Here is an 18,864-nt window from a genome sequence, read left to right on the forward strand (position 1 = left end):
AAAATGGGCTGTGCTGAGGGATTGGGCGAAAGGAATGCGGATGTGAATGGCACGCGAATGTTAGCATCTCGACAACCCGATCATAATCGGTATGCTCCCGCGCCATGGCCCGCAGGCAAATCTATGAAACGAGCCTAAAAGAATAAAAATGCACGGGAATTTTGCCGATTTTGTGGAAAATTTTCTAAAAAATAAAGCGGGCGAGAAATTCGATACGGCGGCAGCCGTTGATCGGAATCAAGGAACAAGGGCGTGCCCGGCCTGAAGGCCGGAGCAGACCCGCCAGGAGAAACGCATTTTGAGGCCGGCCGCAGCGAAATATCGCCGGCCAGGAGGTGAACACGGGAATACCAGTCGTTGGGCGCTATATACGCGCCATTCCAGCTGAAGACATCCACCGGGCACGGCACATAAGCCGGCCACAGGTCATCGGGAGATCCATATGAAATACAAACTCACCCTTGCCGCAGCGCTGCTGTCGGCAACATTCTTCGCAAGCGCCGCCAGCGCCAAGACCTTCGTATATTGCTCGGAAGGTTCTCCGGAAGGCTTCGATCCCGGCATCTATACCGCCGGCACGACCTTCGACGCATCGGCGCATCCGATCTACAATCGCCTGCTCGAGTTCAAGCCGGGCACGACCCAGCCGGAAGCCGCCCTTGCCCAGAGCTGGGAAATTTCCGCTGACGGCACCGTCTACACCTTCAAGCTGCGTCCGAACGTCAAGTTCCAGACGACCGACTTCTTCAAGCCGACCCGTAATCTGAACGCCGACGACGTCGTCTTCTCGCTCGGCCGCCAGATCGACGAAAAGAATGCCTGGAACAAGTACATTTCCGGCGCAACCTGGGAATATGCCGACGGCATGGGCTTTCCGAAGCTGATCAAGTCGATCGAGAAGGTCGACGACCTGACGGTCAAGGTCACCCTCAACCGTCCGGAAGCACCGTTCCTCGCCAACGTTGCAATGCCGTTCGCTTCGATCCTGTCGAAGGAATATGCCGACAGCCTCGAGAAGGCCGGCAAGAAGGAACAGCTGAACCAGATGCCGGTCGGCACCGGCCCGTTCACCTTCGTCGGCTACCAGCAGGACGCGGTCATCCGCTACAAGAAGAACGCCGATTTCTGGGGCAAGGCTCCGAAGATCGACGATCTCGTCTTCGCCATCACCACCGACGCCGCCGTTCGCTACCAGAAGCTCAAGGCCGGCGAATGCCACCTGATGCCCTATCCGAACGCCGCCGACGTGAAGGCCATGAAGGCTGATCCGAACCTCCAGGTTCTGGAGCAGGAAGGCCTGAACGTCGCCTACCTCGCCTACAACACGACCAAGGCTCCGTTCGACAAGGTCGAAGTCCGCAAGGCGCTGAACAAGGCGATCAACAAGAAGGCGATCGTCGATGCCGTCTTCCAGGGCATGGCGACGCCCGCCGTCAACCCGATCCCGCCGACCATGTGGTCTTACAGCAAGGCCACCCAGGACGACACGTACGACCTCGAAGCGGCCAAGAAGATGCTCGCCGACGCAGGCGTCAAGGATCTTTCCATGAAGGTCTGGGCGATGCCGGTTTCGCGTCCCTACATGCTGAATGCCCGCCGCGCTGCCGAAATCATCCAGGACGATTTCGCCAAGATCGGCGTCAAGGTCGAGATCGTCTCCTTCGAATGGGCCGAATACCTGCAGCGTTCGAAGGACAAGAACCGTGACGGCGCCGCCATCATGGGCTGGACCGGCGACAACGGCGATCCGGACAACTTCCTTGACACGCTGCTCGGCTGCGACGCCGTCGGCGGCAACAACCGCGCTCAGTGGTGCAACAAGGAATTCGACGAACTGGTGAAGAAGGCCAAGGTCGTTTCCGACCTGGCCGAGCGTACCAAGCTCTACGAACAGGCTCAGGCGGTCTTCAAGAAGGACGCTCCCTGGGCAACCATCGATCACTCCCTCGCCGTCGTTCCGATGCGCAAGGGCGTGACCGGCTTTACCCAGAGCCCGCTCGGCGACTTCACCTTCGAAGCGGTCGATATCGCGCAGTAATTTCTGCTTCACGACGATTTTGCCGCGGGACGCGTTGCGTTTCCCGCGGCATTTTCTTATGAGACGCCAAAATTTGGCGCAGACGCCACGATTGCCGCCTTCATGGCTTGACAAAACCGTGAATCGGCCACGAACCAAAAACCACGAAGGTTTCGAATGTTTGGCTTCCTGTTGCGGCGTATCGCCGTGTTGATCCCGACTTTCATCGGGGTCTCGATCATTGCTTTTTCATTTATCCGACTTCTGCCGGGTGATCCGGTTGCACTTCTTTCCGGCGAACGCGTCATGTCGCCGGAGCGGCATGCCCAGATTAGTGCCCAGCTCGGTTTGGACCGGCCGCTGGTCACCCAGTATTTCGATTATCTCGGCGGCGTGCTGACCGGCGATTTCGGATCGTCGATCGTGTCCAAGAAGCCGATCCTCGACCAGTTCTGGGCGCTGTTTCCGGCGACCGTCGAACTTTCCTTCTGTGCCATCGTCATCGCCATCGCGCTCGGCATTCCGGCCGGCGTGATCGCCGCGATCAAGCGCGGCTCGATCTTCGACCAGGGACTGATGGGCATTGCGCTGGTCGGTTATTCGATGCCGATCTTCTGGTGGGGCCTGCTGCTGATCATCCTGTTCTCCGGCACCCTGCAATGGTTCCCGGTTTCCGGTCGCATCTCGCTGATGTTCTTCTTCCCGCCGGTCACCGGCTTCATGCTGATCGACTCGCTGCTGTCGGGACAGAAGGGAGCCTTCGCCTCGGCGATCAGCCATCTTGCCCTGCCTTCGATCGTGCTTGCGACCATTCCGCTCGCCGTCATCGCCCGCCAGACGCGTTCCGCCATGCTGGAAGTGCTTTCGGAAGATTACGTCCGCACCGCCCGCGCCAAGGGCCTCTCGCCCTTCCGTGTCGTCGGCATCCATGCGCTGCGCAACGCCATGATCCCGGTCATCACCACGATCGGCCTGCAGATCGGCGTCATGCTCGCCGGGGCCATCCTGACCGAGACGATCTTCTCCTGGCCGGGCATCGGCAAATGGATGGTCGACAGCGTCTTCCGCCGCGACTACGCCGTCATCCAGGGCGGCCTGCTCCTGATCGCGGCCATCATCATGTTCGTCAATCTCGTCGTTGATCTGCTCTACGGCCTGATCAATCCCAGAATCCGACACTGATCCGGCACCAAGAAGGAGAAAATCCCGTGGCCGATACCACTGTTACCAAGATCGCCGAGCCGGTTTCCAGCGCCGCGATGCGCCGCCAAATGCTCCGCGAGTTCTGGTTCTACTTTTCCGAAAATCGCGGCGCCGTTCTGGGCCTCATCATTTTCGTCGCCCTCGTCATCGTGGCGATCTTCGCGTCGTTCATCGCCCCGCATTCGCCGTTCGAGCAATATCGCGATTTCGCCCTGCTTCCCCCGGCCTGGGCCGAGGGCGGCAACCCGTCCTATCTGCTCGGCACCGATCCTGTCGGCCGCGATATCCTGTCCCGCCTGATCTATGGCGCGCAGTATTCGCTGTTCATCGGCGTCTTCGTGACGACGCTGTCGCTCACCGGCGGCATCATCGTTGGCCTGATCGCCGGTTATTACCGCGGCTGGATCGATACCGTCATCATGCGTCTGATGGATATCATCCTCGCCTTCCCGTCGCTGCTGCTCGCCCTCGTGCTTGTCGCGATCCTCGGGCCGAGCCTCACCAACGGCATGATCGCCATCGCGCTCACCCTGCAGCCGCATTTCGTGCGCCTCACCCGCGCCGCCGTGATGGCCGAAAAGACCCGCGACTACGTGACCGCCGCAAGGCTTGCCGGCGCCGGGCCGCTGCGCCTGATGTTCCGCACCATCCTGCCGAACTGCACCGCGCCGCTGATCGTCCAGGCGACGCTCTCCTTCTCGAACGCCATTCTCGACGCGGCCGCCCTCGGCTTCCTCGGCATGGGCGCCCAGCCGCCGGCACCGGAATGGGGCACGATGCTTGCCGAAGCGCGTGAATTCATCCTGCGCGCCTGGTGGGTGGTCACCTTCCCCGGCGTTGCCATTCTCGTCACCGTTCTCGCCATCAACCTGATGGGCGACGGCCTGCGCGATGCGCTCGACCCGAAACTGAAGAGGTCCTGATCATGGCGCTCTTGCAAATCGACAACCTCATCGTCGAATTCGAAACCGCAACCGGCTGGTTCCGCGCCGTCGACGGCGTCTCCGTCTCGGTCGAAAAGGGCGAGGTCCTGGCAATCGTCGGCGAATCCGGCTCCGGCAAGTCCGTCGCCATGCTCGCCGTCATGGGACTTCTTCCCTGGACTGCCAAGATCACCGCCGACCGCATGCTCTTCGAAGGCCGCGACATCCAGAACATCAGCCCGGCCGAGCGCCGCAAGCTGATCGGCAAGGACATCGCGATGATCTTCCAGGAGCCGGTCGCCAGCCTCAACCCGTGTTTCACGGTCGGCTTCCAGATCGAGGAAGTGCTGCGCATTCATCTCGGCCTCGACGCAAAAGCCCGCCGCGCCCGCGCCATCGAACTGTTCAGCCAGGTCGGCCTGCCCAATCCGGAAGAGCGGCTGAACCACTTTCCGCACCAGATGTCGGGCGGCCAGTGCCAGCGCGTGATGATCGCGATTGCGATCGCCTGCAATCCGAAACTGCTGATCGCCGACGAGCCGACCACGGCGCTCGACGTGACCATCCAGAAGCAGATCCTCGATCTGATCATGGCGCTGCAGGCCAAGAACGGCATGGGCCTGATCATGATCACCCATGACATGGGCGTCGTCGCCGAGACTGCCGACCGCGTCATCGTGCAGTACAAGGGCCGCAAGATGGAGGAAGCCGATGTGCTTTCTCTCTTCGAAAACCCGAAGAGCAACTATACCAAGGCGCTGCTGGCGGCGCTGCCGGAAAACGCCACCGGCGACCGCCTCACCACCGTTTCGGCCTTCTTCGACGGCAATCCGGAACCGGCCCCAGCGGTGGGATTGGGGGTAAGCGCATGAGCGAGACCATGACTGCGACCGACAACACCATACTCGAAGTGCGCGACATCAAGCGCGATTACGAACTGCCGGGCGGCCTCTTCAAGCCGAAGAAGATCATCCATGCGGTGAAGGGCGTTTCCTTCAAGCTTGAACGCGGCAAGACGCTGGCGATCGTCGGCGAGAGCGGCTGCGGCAAATCCACCCTTGCCCGCATGCTGACCTTCATCGACGAACCGACCGCCGGCGACCTGCTGATCGACAACAAGAAGGTCGACACCCGCCCCGGTCACCTGACCTCGGAAATGCGCCAGAAGGTGCAGATCGTCTTCCAGAACCCCTATGGTTCGCTGAACCCGCGCCAGAAGATCGGCGACGTGCTCGGCGAACCCTTGGCGATCAATACCGACATGTCCGCCGGCGAACGCCGCGACCGCGCCAGCGAAATGCTCAAGAAGGTCGGCCTTGGCCCGGAACACTATAACCGCTACCCGCACATGTTCTCGGGCGGCCAGCGCCAGCGCATCGCGATTGCCCGCGCGCTGATGATGAACCCGAAGCTTCTCGTGCTCGACGAACCGGTTTCGGCCCTCGACCTTTCGGTGCAGGCCCAGGTGCTGAACCTGCTCGCCGACCTGCAGGACGAGTTCAACCTCACCTACGTCTTCATCAGCCATGACCTGTCCGTTGTGCGTTACATCGCCGACGAGGTGATGGTGATGTATTTCGGCGAGGCCGTGGAATACGGCACCCGCGAAGAAGTCTTCTCGGATCCGAAGCACGACTATACCCGCACGCTTTTCAAGGCGACACCGCGGGCGGATATCGAGTCCATCCGGGCTCGTGTGGCGAAGAAGAAGGCGACAGCGGCAGCCTAGGACGCCCTTCGAAGCGATTGCATCATACTTCCGAAAGCCGATTTTCGCGGAGTGTTGAAGAGGTTCAATTGTTGGGCGATTTGAGAGAGGTCGTGCCCCATCATACCCCCCTCTGCCCTGCCGGGCATCTCCCCCTCAAGGGGGGAGATCGAAGGAGGCGCGCTCTGCGGTCTCTCTCTGATTGTTCGACGGCAGGAAGCTGGCAGGGGAGAGTTCGGCAAGCTCAAGGCTTTTGGTTGGGTAAGACCTCGCTTCTGGCCGATCTCCCCCCTTGAGGGGGAGATGTCCGGCAGGACAGAGGGGGGTATGACGAGGCACGCCTCCGATTACTTCTGGCTTTCGCCCGTGGATAATTCATCGCCGCCTTCCAGCATCTCCAATGACTTAACCGCATCATCATCCCCGCCCTTTGAACCCATGCCTACAATCCGCTCGCTTCCGTCGCCGGAGTGTTTCGCGAGACGTTCGCGGGCAGGCGGGAGCCGGCGCTTTCATTTGAACCGTAACGTGCGGGGATGGTGGAAGAGGTGAAAGCCATGGCGGCAAGGTCTTCGGATCAAGCCGCCTATCAAGCCTCCCCCGGACAGCCATGTCCGGTTCGGTTGAGCCGTGCAAGTGGCAAGGTTTCCCGAAAGGAAGCCGCGAACACAGCCACGCAGCGAGGCGAGATGATCACCTGTAGGGGCCGGAAGCCCCGAAAAGACGCCGAAGGCCACGCGAATGCGGAGCCACCATTAATAAATCAATCGAGGTTCCGCATTCGTGTGGGCTCTCTGATCTTTGAAAACCACGGCAGGAGACTGCGCGGGGCTCCAGAGTGTTGGCCGAAAGCGAGCGAACGCTTGAATGCCTTCTCTTGCGGAAGCTCCGACATTTCTATTCCACGAAAACCCGGACACTCGCGGCCCGGCCGGCGGCGTCGATCACCGTCAGCGTCGAATAACCGGCGCCATCCGGCGTCCATTCGCTGGTCCGGCGACGGGATAGCTCGCTGAGCGGCTTGCCGTTGGCAAGCCAGCGGAACGGTGCGCGGCCGCCCTGCAGCTTCAGGACCAGCGGCGAGATATCGCCCGATTGCGCTCCGAGATCGACCCTTGCGCCTTCCGGCGGATAAACGATCTGCGGGGCCGGCTCCCGCGTCGAGGCGGAAAACAGCCCGTTCGCGGTCATCGAGAATCGCCTCTGGCTGATCGGCAGTTCGGCCTGCGCAATGCGCACGGCACCCGACGGCGCCGAGGGCAGCGGCGTGATCGGCACGCCGGATTTCGAGAAAGCTTCGAACAGGATCGGCGCTGCCGTCTGATAACCGGCAATGCCCGGCACCGCGCCATTGTCCGGCCGCCCGACCCAGACGCCCAGCACATGACGTCCGTCGAACCCGACCGACCAGGCATCGCGATAGCCGTAGCTCGTGCCGGTCTTGTAGGCGATGCCGAGCCTTCGGCTGCCCTGCGGCGGCAGGACATTCGAGAGAATATCGGCGACGTTCCACACCGCCTGCGGATCGAGAAGCGGCTCGCCGTCGATCATGCCCGGCTGGTCCTCGATGCCGTTGCCGATCCGCATCGGATTGCCGCGATTGGCGAGCGCCGCATAGGCCTGCACCAGGTCCTTCAGCGTGAGGCCGACGCCGCCGAGGCCGATCGCCAGACCCGGCGCCTCGTTGGCCGGCAGGACCGGCCGCACGTCGGCACGGCGAAAGCGGATCATCAGCCGCGACGGGCCGACCGCATCGAGCAGCCGCACGGCCGGCACGTTGAGCGACAGCTGCAGCGCCTGGCGGACGCTGACATCGCCCTGATAGGTCATGTCGAAATTTTTCGGCCGGTAGCCGAAGAAATCCGCCGGCCGGTCCTCGATGATCGTTTCCTGGGACACCAGCCCCTGCTCGAAGGCGAGGCCATAGATGAACGGCTTCAGCGTCGAGCCCGGCGAGCGGTTGACCCGCGTCATGTCCACCCAGCCGGAGCGGCTCGCATCGAAATAATCGGCCGAACCAACCTCGCCGACGATCGCGCCGGTGGTGATGTCCGCCATCACCATGGCGACCGAAACCTTCGGGCTGAGCTTGACCGAGGCTTCCCTTGCCACCTGCTCCAGCCCCTGCTGAATGCTGCGCTTCAAAGTCGTCTTGTGCTGTTCGATCTTCGGCTGCTTGCGGATCGCCGCTTCCGCGAGATGCGCCGCATAGGCCGGCAATTGCAGGCGGCGCCTCGGGATACCTTCGCCCGCCGCCCGCTCCGCTTCGCCGTCGCCAGTGATCGCCGCCACGGCCGAACGCATCAGCACCCTCTCGCGAGCCGCCTGAGCAATCTTGAAATGCCGGTCCGGCCGCCGGCCCTCCGGTGATTGCGGCAGGGCGACAAGAAGAGCCGCTTCCGCCACCGTCAGCCGCCGCGGCTCCTTGCCGAAATAGGCAAGGCTTGCGGCCCGCACACCCTCGAGATTGCCGCCATAGGGCGCGTGGGTCAGGTAGAGTTCGAGGATTTCCTTCTTGGACAGCCGCCGCTCGATCTGGACCGCGCGCACGACCTGGCGGAGCTTTGCCGTCAGGGAGCGGCTCTCGCGGGGCTCGATCAGCCGCGCCACCTGCATCGACAGCGTCGAAGCCCCCGAGACGACATGACCGTTGGTGACGAGCTGCAGCACGGCGCGGCCGAGCGCCCAAGGATCGACGCCGGCATGCTCATAGAAGCGCTGATCTTCGTAAGCGACCAGCATTTTCAGGAAACGCGGGTCGACGTTTTCGATGGTCGTGCGAAGCCGCCAGCGGCCTTCCGGCGTCGCGAAGGCGCGCAGCAGTTCGCCATCCGCATCCAGCACTTCGGCGGAAACCACCCGCGCCTTTTCGAGCGGCGGCGGATAGGCCCTGTCGGCGGCTTCCAAGCCGACGATCAGCCCAGCCGCAACGACGAGACCGATAGCCAGACTGATCGAAAGTTTCCACCTGAGCTTCATCGGAACGAGCTGCCGCTTACTGGGCGGCAAGCACCTCCATCTTGCCCATTGCGGTACGGGCCGAGAACTGCGGACGATACATGTCCTCGACCTGGGCAGCCGGATGATCGTAGACGCCGGGGGTCACGGCGCGGACCACATAGGCGAGCGTGATCTCGCGGTTGTCGCCGGCGCTCCGGTCGAAGGCCGCAACGAACCGGTCGTTGCGGAACTCGGTATGGGCTGCCTGCACCTCCTCGATCCAATCGAAATTGGCAAGGCTCGCGCTGTTGACGATGCTCGGATTGTCGATCTCGAACCCGGCCGGCAGAAGGTCGGTGACGACGATGCGCGACGGCCAGTTGTTGCTCTCGGTGATCTTGATCACCGCGACATAACGCTGGTTCTGCTGCGCTTCGCTGACATTCGCTTCCTCGCCGTCCATCGAATAGTAGGTGCGGGTGATCTTGAACCCGTCACCACCGGCCGGCAGCGGCTGTGCCGGCGCCGCGACCGTGGTGATCGAGGCAGACAGCGGATCGGCGCTGTTGTTCTTGACGGTCAGCGGATGACCGATCAGCGCATCGCCGGTCATCTGCGACATCAGCGTGCCGCGATGATCGGCGCCGTTGACCTGCAGGCGCAGACCGTCGTCACCGTTCTGCAGCGCGCGGGCGGCGAGCAGCATCCAGGTCTGTTCCTGGGTGCTGGTGTATTTCTTCTGCCCCCACTCCTTGGCGACGATGGTGGCGAGCGCCGGAACGATCGGCGGCACCGGCCGGCTTTCGGCGGCGAGCGCCAGGACCGCGGCGCCGTCTCGCAAGGACGAGCCATAGTCCGAGCGCGACAGGCTGACCCGGTGGATCTGCGCGTCCTGCGACATCTGCAGCGAGGCCGCGAAGATATTCTTTGACCGCTGCGCATCGCCATAAAGTGCCAGCGCCGCAGCGATATGGGCTTTGGCCAGCGGTGTCGGGAAATCGTTCAGCATCGTGTCGGCATAGTAGCGAAGGTCGCTGATCGCGGCCTTGCGGTTGCGGGCGAGCACATAGAGCGCATAAGCGATCTCGTTGCCCTGATCCTTGACGTTGTTGGTGAAGCCGAGCGAGTTCTGCAGGCTGTCGAGAGCCTGGACGAGCGCCTGTTCAGGCACGTCGTAACCCTGTTCGCGGGCCCGGCTGAGGAAGTCGCTCACGTAGGAATCGAGCCACAGATCGCCGCCGCCCGGACCCCAGAGGCCGAAACTGCCGGCCGAGGACTGGTAGGAGAGCACGCGATAGATAGCATCCTGCACCCGCTTCTTGACCTCCGTATCGTCGGCAAGACCGTTCTGCACCGCCATCTGGCTGAGGTAGAGAAGCGGCAAGGCGCGGCTGGTCGTCTGTTCGGCGCAGCCATAGGGATACCGGCTGAGGCTCATCAGCAGTGCCGGAATGTCGAAGGCGGTGGAGCGGCTGACATTCACGCTGATCGAGGCACCCGGCAGGATGCTGTCGGCGAGCAGGTTGGCATCGACCGTGACGCTGGAGCCCGGCTTCAGCTCGACAAGCCGCTGCTGGGTGATCGGCATGGCAGCCGGCCGCACCGGAATATCGAGCACCTGGTCGAGCGACATGCCCGACGCATTCGAAAGGCGGATCGAGATCGACCCGTCGCCCGGCTCGACGCCGCGAAGCGCCAGCGTGACATCCGACTTGCCGCCGGCGGCGAGCGTGATCTTTCCGGTCCCCTTCTGATCGACGGAGACGGGCTTGTTGGTGGTGATGGCGAGCTGGTAATCGCCGGCCGGCGCATCGGTATTGGCGATGTCGAGCCTGAGATTGGTCTGGTCGCCAGGCGCCAGGAAGCGCGGCAGGCTGGCTGTCACCACGACTGGATCACGGATCACCACGTCCTTGACGCCATGCCCGACGCCGGTCTTCGACCAGGCAACCGCCATGACACGCGCCGTGCCGTTGAACTGCGGAATGTCGAAGGAGACATTCGCCTTGCCCTGCGCATCGAGCTTTACCGGACCGGAGAAGAAGGCGATCAGCTTTTCCTTCGGCGGGCTCGACTGCAACGCCGCGTTGCCGCCGTCACCGCCGGTGCGCAGCCGACCGGTGGCGCCGAGCGAGCCGTCGATCAGGCGGCCATAGAGGTCGCGGATTTCGAGGCCGAGGCGGCGCTGGCCGAAATACCAGTCGTCCGGCGCCGGAGGCTGGTAACGCGTCAGATTGAGGATACCGACATCAACCGCAGCGACGGTGACATAGGCGTCCTGATTGGCGCCCGCTCCGGCGACCTGCAGCGAGATATTCAGCGGCTGGCGCGGCAGCGTCTTTTCCGGCGCTGTGATCGACACCTGCAGATCGCGGTTTTCCGGATCGACCTTCAGCCAGGTGACGCCGATGGCGCGCATCGGCATGCGGCTTTCCTGCGCCTGGCCCGGACGATAAAGCGTCGCGGTGACATAGGAACCGGCACCCCAGGCAGCCGTGACCGGGATGTCGACTTCGCCGCCATTTGCGCCGATGCTCGCGGTCTTGACCGCAATCAGGCTCTCCGAACCGGAGGTGATCATCAGCTCGCCGGCGTAACGCGACGACACCTTGAGCTTGGCCGTCTCGCCGACCTTGTAGCTCTGCTTGTCCAGCGCGATTTCCAGCGCATCCGGGGTTTCGGTCGAGGTCGCGGTCACGAACCAGCCGGCGTCGAATTCGACGCTGGACGTGGGTCCGCCGATATCGGCGGTTTCGACCTCGAGCCGGTAGCGGCCCCACTTGACCGGAACGGAAACCTTGCCGCCGTCGGCCGTGACATTCACCGTGCCGTTGGCAGCCTGGCTGGTGCGGGTCACCGGCTCATACCGCCAGGACGAGCCGTCGCGATACCATTGATAGTCGCGGTCGATCTTGACCAGTTTCCAGGGCAGGTTCTGAACTGCCTGTTTCTTGCCGGCCGCGTCCACCATGATCACGGTGAAGTTGCCGACCGAGTTTTCGCCGAGATCGCCGGAAAATTCCGGCTTGATGCCGATCCGCGCGCCTTCAGCCTTGACCGGCAGGGTGATCGAACGCTCGATCGCTCGGCCGCCCGCCTCCTGCATACGCACGACGATATCGGCGTTGACGAGCTGCGTCGTCGACGGCGCTTCGGCAACAGTCGCGTCGAAAGTAACCTTGCCGTCGTCGTCGAGCGGTTCGAGCGCCTCCAGCGGAATGCGAACCGCTTCGCTCGCCTCTTCATCGACGAGGCCGAACTGGTAGCCCGGGAAGGCCGGATTTTCGCGCGTCGTCTTCAGCGCAATCTCGCCTTCGAGATTGAGGCCGGCCGCCGGCGCTCCATAGAGATAACGGCCGTCGATATTGACTGGCGCCGGCTCCCCGACCGCGATTTCCTTGGCGTCGCTGGTCATGTCGAATTCGATGCGATCCGGCACGAAGTCGTCAACGAGGAAGGTCTTTTCGCCGATTGCCGACCCCTTGGGATCGGTGAAGATCTGCATCGTCCAGGTGCCGCGCATCGAGGTCGCAAGCAGCGGCAGGTCGAGCGCATAACCGCCGAGCGAGCCGTTGTTGACGATGCGCCGATCCTCGACGCCGTCAGGGCGCAGGAAGACGAACGTCAGCGGCAGGTTCTCGATCGCCGTCGCATCGATATTGCGGGCAAGCGCCGAGGCATGCACGGTTTCGCCGGGGCGATAGATGCCCCGTTCGGTCCAGGGCAGGATATCGATCGCGCCGGGTGCGGGGCGGCCCGTCACGCCGCGGTCGGACAGATCGAAGCCGGCACGGGCCATGTCGAGGAAGACATAGTCCTGGCCGTTGTTCTGGGCCGCCAGCACGGCCGGCACCATCGCCGCCGTGCCGCGCATCAGGCCGGCGGTAAACACCGCGCGGCCATCCGCATCGGTCTTCGCCGTGCCGAGGATTTCGTTGTTCTTGGCGAGAAGCTGCAGGTCGACGCCGGCCATCGGCTTGGCGCTGCCGAGCGAGCGGGCAAAGACGTTGAGGCCGTCCGTGCCGGCATAGGTGGTGAGACCGATATCCGACACCACGAACCATTGCGTCGCCTTGGTATCGTATTCCTGGCTCGGCGCATTGGCGGCGGCCGCCGTCAGCATGTAGACGCCGGGCTTGCGGGTCGGCAGAGCCTCGTCAACGGGGAAGCTGGTCACCACGTCCTTGTTGAGATCCTGGGTGATATCGATCGTGCCCTGCCAGACCAGTTCGCCGCTCTGCTCCTGGATCTGGGTGGCGTTATAGCCGTCCATCTGGGTCAGGAACTGCGAATTGGCGAGCAGCGGGGCGATGCTGCGGTCCCCCACCCTGTAGAGCTTCAGATTGGCCTTTTCGGTATTGACCGAGACGATCGGAATGCCGCGGCGCGCGGTCGACGGCAGCACGAAACTGTCGCCGGTGAACCGCACGGTCGCCGAACGATCCTTGACGTAGACATCGATATCGACCTGTGCCGCGAGCGGCTCGTCGACGGAAGAGGGCAGGCCACGGCGCAGCGACAGCTTGTAGCGCTGTCCATGGGTCAGGCCTTCGACGCAGATCTGGCTGTCCTTGGCCTCCATCGCCTTCGGCGCCTGGCCGTTGAGCACGACAAAGGGCGCGTAATCGACGCCGATCTTCACCAGCGGTTCGGAGAATTGAACGCAGACGCGCGGATTGGCGCTGTCGGCATCGACCGTGTTGCCGGTCATGCGGAAACCCTGGCGTTCACGCAGGTCGTTATAGGCGGCCTGAACGGTGCGGGCATTCACCAGCGCAAGGCTCGCCTTGTAGGCATTGAGCGCGGCGCGATAATTCTGCTGCTTGGCAAGCGCGGCCCCGAGAACCGCCAGCGCATCGGCGCGGGTCTGCGTCGTGCGTGAAAGCTGGTAGCCGTTGACGGCGGCAAGCGTGCCTTCGCCGTCGACCGTGGTGTTGTTCTTCGCGGTGCTGGCAGCACGGGCAAGCTCGATCCACAGCGCACCGTCGTCGGGGATGACCGAGAGCGCGCCTTTGAAATTGTAGACGGCCGTATCGATATTGCCGGCCAGAACCTGGCCCTGGGCGATCGTCTTCAAATTTTCGACGCCGTAACCCTGCTGGTTGTCGCCAAGCGTCAGGCCATCCTTCTGATCGCGCGCCTGCTGGAGGACTTCTTCCGAGAGGAAAGACAGTTTTGGCGGGGCGCCGATATCGGGTTCAACGGCGGTTACGACAATCTTGCCGGCGGTCGCACCCGGAAACGGGTTGAGCTGGCTGTAATCCGACTTGAGGAAGCACCATTTGGCTTTCTCGTTATAGGTGAAAGCCTTGCAGGCATTGTCGCCGATGCAGGCCGCCTCGCACTGGGGCTGGCTGACATTCTTCACGGTTCGAAGATCGAAACCGAGATAATCGCTGTTCGGAGTGCTTTCGATCCGCCGGTCGGCCGCAGTCAGCGGCGAGACGAGAGCGAAAGCGGAAACGATGAGAGCGAGAAAGCCGAATAACGCGCGCCTAGACATTGAAAGTCCCCCCGTGGCTGCCGTCGGAAGTCGGCAGTTTTCTAATCTATCCCGTGACTTGTCAACGAGCGTCGACGCGTCGGGCCGCCTATTTTCGTGAAGAGATTGTCATATGACGAATGTCGTGCCGGAACGGTTCAGGCCATCAGCCCGGCAGCCGTGAATCCACCGTCGACGGCCAGAATCTGGCCGGTTACATAGGAGGATTGGCGTTCGTCGACGAGAAAGGCGATTGCCGTGGCAATCTCCTCCGGCCGACCGTAGCGGCGCATCGGCACGGTGCGCTTCCACTCTTCACGCGTCACCGCCGTGTGGTTCTCCTTGACCATCGGCGTCTCGATCGGACCCGGCGCAATGGCGTTGACGCGGATCAGGTCGTCGGCAAGTTCGACCGCCATGATCTTGGTGAGCGTCACCAGCGCGCCCTTCGACGCGCCATAGGCGGAACGGCCGAGATTGCCCTTGATGCCGGAGACCGAGGCGATGTGGACGATCGACCCGCCGCCGTTTTCCCGCATGATCGGCGCCAGTGCCTGCGACAGCGCAAACGCGCCGACGACATTCACCTCATAGATCCGCCGGAGCTGATCGGTCGTGGTATCGGCGAACCGAACATTCGAACCGACACCGGCGCTGTTGACCAGTGCCTGCAGCGGGTTTTGAAGAGCCTGGCAGCGTTCCGCCAGTTCGGCGATCGCCTTCTCGTCGGTGATATCGAGAAGAACGGTGGTGAGGAGACCGGCCCGATTGCCGAGACGTTCCGCCAACCGGCCAAGCGCCGCAGCATCGCGGTCGGCGGCCAGCACATGCCATCCGGCTTCGATCAGAAGCTCCGTCGTCGAAAGGCCGATACCCGATCCCGCACCCGTGACGACGACGCTGCGCATTCAGCTCTCCCGATTGTCGATGATGACCAGTTCGAAGGTGACGCCGACCGGATTGTCGCCCCGCGCCAGCCTGCCGTGATAGATCACGCCATCCGTATCGACGACCGCGGCATCGATCGAGGCCTGAAGCCCATCCGGCGTCATTTCGAGCACGCCGTTCTCGATGGCGATCTCGGTCGCGAGGCAGACCACGCGGCGCCCATCCTCGAACACGGGCTCGTTGATACTGCCGATGCCGTAGATGCGGGCGCTCTCGATGCCATGTGCCCGGCAGACGTCTTCGATCGCTATCCCGACATCCTCGTTCGGGCGCACCCGCAGCAGGATGCCGTTGCCCTCGCCGCTTTCGCCCTTGGCGGAAAACAGCGTGAAATTTGTTTCCGGATCGGGAATGGAAGAGAAGGTCGCGGTGGCGCTGCCATAACCTTTGACCGTGATCGGACGGCTGACGATGCTGTCGAAGGGCAACACATGCCCCATGCGCAGAGCCCCTCCGCTGGTATCCCAGATGCCGTGGCAATGCAGGAACGGCGCGCCGTCCCGCTCGCCGACCATCGCGGTCGCCGACTGGAATTTGCCGCCCGCTTGCGGCGCGAAGGTCGCGCTGTACCAGGCAGCATGATCCTCGTCCGGCGAGAAGGCCGGCAGGACATAACGGAACGGATCGCAGGCCCCATCTTCGATATTGAGGAAACCACCCTTGCAGCCCGCCTCCGCGAAGACGCGCGCCACCTCGGCCATGAAAACCTCTCCCGGCCGCAGCACGCCCTCGACCGGCTTCAGCGCGGTTCGCACCGCCTCGCGCCTGATCGGTGCGACAGGGCCCGGATGCTTGAGTTGGCGCAGCCCCGGCAGATCGTTAGCCGACTTATCGTCAAGCTCGCCGCGCGCCTGCAGTTCTTCGCGGATCATCTTCTTGGTGATCTTGCCATAGGCGGATTTCGGCAGCGCGTCCCAGAAGATGAAGCGTTTCGGCATCTTGTAGCGGGACATCCTGCCGTCGATGAAGGCGAACAGGTCCTTCTCGGTCACCGCCGAACCGGGCTTGGCGACACAGACGGCGATGCCGACTTCGCCCCAGAGCGGATCGGGCACGCCGAGCACGGCCACCTCGCTGATTGCCGGATGGGTGAGGAGCTTTTCCTCGATCTCGCGCGGGTAGACGTTCGAACCGCCGGAGATGTACATGTCCGAGGCGCGGCCGGTAATGTAGAGGAAACCCTCCGCATCCATATGGCCAAGGTCGCCGGTGCGGAACCAGCCGTTGCGGAACGCCTTCTCGTTGGCCTCCGGATTGTCGTAATAACCCGCGAAGACCGCCGGGCCGATGCAGCAGATTTCGCCGGTCTCGTATGGCGCGACCTCCTCGCCGGCATCGTTCTGGATCGACACCTGCATGCCGGTGCGCTCCATGCCGCAGGTCCCGATCCTGGCGGCTTCGCCGTCCTCGGCCGAATGCAAGGCTGGCGGCAGGACGGTGATCGCCCCCGTCACCTCGCCTAGCCCGAAATATTGCACGATGACCGGTCCGAGGCTCTTCAGCGCCCGCTTCTGGTCCTCGCGATACATCGGCGCGCCGGCATAGATGACGTAGCGCAGCGAGGAATGGTCGTATTTCTCGGCGGCCGGATGCTCGACCAGCAGCTTCAGGATCGTCGGCACGGTGAACATCGTCGACACGCGCCACTTTTCGACCAGCGCCCAGGCGGCGTCGATATCGAATTTTTCGGTCGGCAGCAGGATGGTTTTCACCCCATGCGCCACCTGGGTGAGCTGATGCACGCCCGCGCCATGCGAGAGCGGTGCAACGACCAGCGCCGCATCGGCGGAGGTCACGCCGGGCATCAGGTCGCAGAGATGGTTATTGATCACGAAGGCCATCTGTCCGTGGGTCAACACCGCCGCCTTCGGCCGACCGGTGGTGCCCGACGTGAAGAAGAACCAGCAGGGATCGTCGCGCTCGACCCGCGCTTCGGCCGGCTTCCTGCCGCGGAACTCCTCGACGATCGCGTCATAGGATGGACCGAAATCCGCTGCACCGATCGCAATGACGAAACCGATTTCCGGATTGTTCTCCCGCACCACCCGCGCATGATCTGGAAACGAGGCGTTGCAGATCAGGCCCGTCGCGCCGCTCGCCTTGGCGAGATAGGCGACCTCTTCCGGCGTCTGCCGGAAATTGGTCGGCACCCAGACGGCGCCGATCCGGAAACAGGCGAACATGCTCTCGAACATCTGGTTGCAGTTCTGCGACTGGACCAGGATGCGGTCGCCCTTGGCCACCCCGAAACGCTGCTGCAGCGCCGCAGCCATCGCGTCGATGCGGGTCTCGAACTCTTCCCAGGTCCAGGTCTTCTCGGCCCAGACCAGCGCAACGCCCTGCGGTTCGCGGCGCATCGCCTGCGTCACGAAGCGGGCAAGGTTCACCACCCGCGTCGAGCGGGGGCTGAGGCCACCCTTCGGTTCGGCCTGATCGCCGACGGCAACCGAGGTCGTCGCATTCATTTCGTCCGCTCCAGGATCGACACGTAGTTGGCGACGGCAGCACCGCCCATGTTGAAGACCCCGGCCATCGTCGCCTTCGGCAGCTGCATGTCGCCCGCCTCGCCGCAGAGCTGCATCGCTGCCATGACGTGCATCGAAACGCCGGTCGCGCCGATCGGATGGCCCTTGGATTTCAGGCCCCCAGACGGATTGACCGGCAGACGGCCATCCTTGCGGGTGATGCCTTCGCGGATAACGCGGTAACCCTCGCCGGGCTCGGCAAGCCCCATTGCCTCGTATTCGATGAGTTCGGCTATCGTAAAGCAGTCATGCGTCTCGACGAAATTCAGGTCGTCCAGCGACACGCCCGCCTCGGCCAGTGATTTCTGCCAGGCCATGCGCGCGCCGTCGAAGGCGATCGGATCGCGACGCGACATGGCGAGGATATCGTTGACATGGTTATGCGCCTTGAACGCGACGGCGCGCTTCATGCCGGCCGCGACGTCGGGCGCCGCAATCACCAGGGCGGCCGCACCGTCCGACACCAGCGAGCAATCGGTGCGGCGCAGAGGCGCTGCCACATAGGGGTTCTTGTCGGACACCGTGTTGCAGAAATCGAAGCCGAAATCCTTCTGCATATGCGCATAGGGGTTCTTCATGCCGTTCGCGTGGTTCTTGGCCGCGATCATCGCCAGCTCTTCCGATCGGTCGCCATAACGCTGGAAATAATGGCTGGCGATGCGGCCGAAGAGGCCGGCAAAGCCGCCTTCGACATCCGCTTCCTCCTCGCGGTAGGAGGCCGACAGCAGGATATCGCCCGTTTCCTTGGTGGGCAGGGCGGTCATCTTTTCGGCACCGACGACCAGCGCGATCTTGCCGCGGCCGGCAGCGATGAAGTCGAGCGCTGTATAAAGCGCCGCCGAACCGGTGGCGCAGGCATTCTCCATCCGCACCGCCGGCACATGGTCGAACCCGTCGGCCGCCATCGCCACCAGGGCGCCTTGGAAATCCTGCTTGGAAAAACCGTTGTTGAATACGCCGACGAAGATGCCGTCGACATCCCTGGCCGTGATGCCGGCATGTTCAAGCGCCGGATTGATCACCTCGGCCATCAATTCCCGCGTCGAGCCCGCTTCGGACTTGCCGAACTTCGAATGCGCCCAACCGACGATCTGCGCTCCTGCCATGACCTTCTCCTT

At 63.2% G+C, this 18,864-nt stretch carries 10 protein-coding genes and 1 pseudogene; 5 read left to right on the top strand and 6 right to left on the bottom strand.

All coding sequences use genetic code 11. The features are described 5' to 3' along the window. The first annotated feature begins 442 nt into the window (after positions 1-442). The 5 genes from ACZ9IU_RS21315 to ACZ9IU_RS21335 all read left to right on the top strand — a co-directional run bounded on the left by ACZ9IU_RS21315 (position 443) and on the right by ACZ9IU_RS21335 (position 5,872). Entirely contained in the window at positions 443-2,038 is a 1,596-nt protein-coding gene (locus ACZ9IU_RS21315; protein ID WP_038546846.1) for an ABC transporter substrate-binding protein, read from the top strand. 156 nt (positions 2,039-2,194) lie between these two features. Then, a complete protein-coding gene (locus ACZ9IU_RS21320; protein ID WP_038546848.1) occupies positions 2,195-3,199 on the top strand; it encodes an ABC transporter permease subunit in 1,005 nt (334 codons plus the stop codon). Between the two features lie 77 nt (positions 3,200-3,276). Further along, positions 3,277-4,143, top strand: a complete 867-nt coding sequence (locus ACZ9IU_RS21325) for an ABC transporter permease subunit (RefSeq protein WP_051900207.1) — start codon at positions 3,277-3,279, stop codon at positions 4,141-4,143. Between the two features lie 2 nt (positions 4,144-4,145). Further along, positions 4,146-5,015, top strand: a complete 870-nt coding sequence (locus ACZ9IU_RS21330; RefSeq protein WP_080719237.1) for an ABC transporter ATP-binding protein — start codon at positions 4,146-4,148, stop codon at positions 5,013-5,015. Beyond that, positions 5,012-5,872 carry a dipeptide ABC transporter ATP-binding protein gene (locus ACZ9IU_RS21335; protein ID WP_244447449.1) on the top strand — a complete coding sequence of 287 codons (861 nt, stop codon included), beginning with the start codon at positions 5,012-5,014 and terminating at the stop codon, positions 5,870-5,872. The genes ACZ9IU_RS21330 and ACZ9IU_RS21335 overlap by 4 nt, the downstream gene beginning before the upstream one ends. 876 nt (positions 5,873-6,748) lie before the next feature. On the opposite strand, the gene pbpC is transcribed toward ACZ9IU_RS21335, so the two are convergent. The 6 genes and pseudogenes from pbpC to ACZ9IU_RS21365 all read right to left on the bottom strand — a co-directional run bounded on the left by pbpC (position 6,749) and on the right by ACZ9IU_RS21365 (position 18,852). After that, a complete protein-coding gene (pbpC, locus tag ACZ9IU_RS21340) occupies positions 6,749-8,830 on the bottom strand; it encodes a penicillin-binding protein 1C (RefSeq protein WP_038546851.1) in 2,082 nt (693 codons plus the stop codon). Positions 8,831-8,846: 16 nt separating this feature from the next. After that, positions 8,847-14,294 (bottom strand): alpha-2-macroglobulin family protein, encoded by a 5,448-nt coding sequence (locus ACZ9IU_RS21345; RefSeq protein WP_038546854.1) that lies wholly within the window; start codon positions 14,292-14,294, stop codon positions 8,847-8,849. A gap of 137 nt (positions 14,295-14,431) precedes the next feature. Beyond that, positions 14,432-15,181, bottom strand: a complete 750-nt coding sequence (locus ACZ9IU_RS21350; protein WP_038546857.1) for an SDR family NAD(P)-dependent oxidoreductase — start codon at positions 15,179-15,181, stop codon at positions 14,432-14,434. Further along, the gene (locus ACZ9IU_RS21355) at positions 15,182-15,922 is read right to left on the bottom strand and encodes a PCC domain-containing protein (RefSeq protein ID WP_367396524.1); all 741 of its coding nucleotides are present in this window, start codon (positions 15,920-15,922) and stop codon (positions 15,182-15,184) included. Between the two features lie 132 nt (positions 15,923-16,054). Then, positions 16,055-17,686, bottom strand: a pseudogene (locus ACZ9IU_RS21360) (acyl-CoA synthetase); the annotation flags it as partial. Further along, positions 17,683-18,852 carry an acetyl-CoA acetyltransferase gene (locus ACZ9IU_RS21365; protein ID WP_038546860.1) on the bottom strand — a complete coding sequence of 390 codons (1,170 nt, stop codon included), beginning with the start codon at positions 18,850-18,852 and terminating at the stop codon, positions 17,683-17,685. The gene ACZ9IU_RS21365 and the pseudogene ACZ9IU_RS21360, both read right to left, overlap by 4 nt. Positions 18,853-18,864: the final 12 nt, after the last annotated feature.

The organism is Mesorhizobium sp. USDA 4132 (assembly GCF_056279545.1).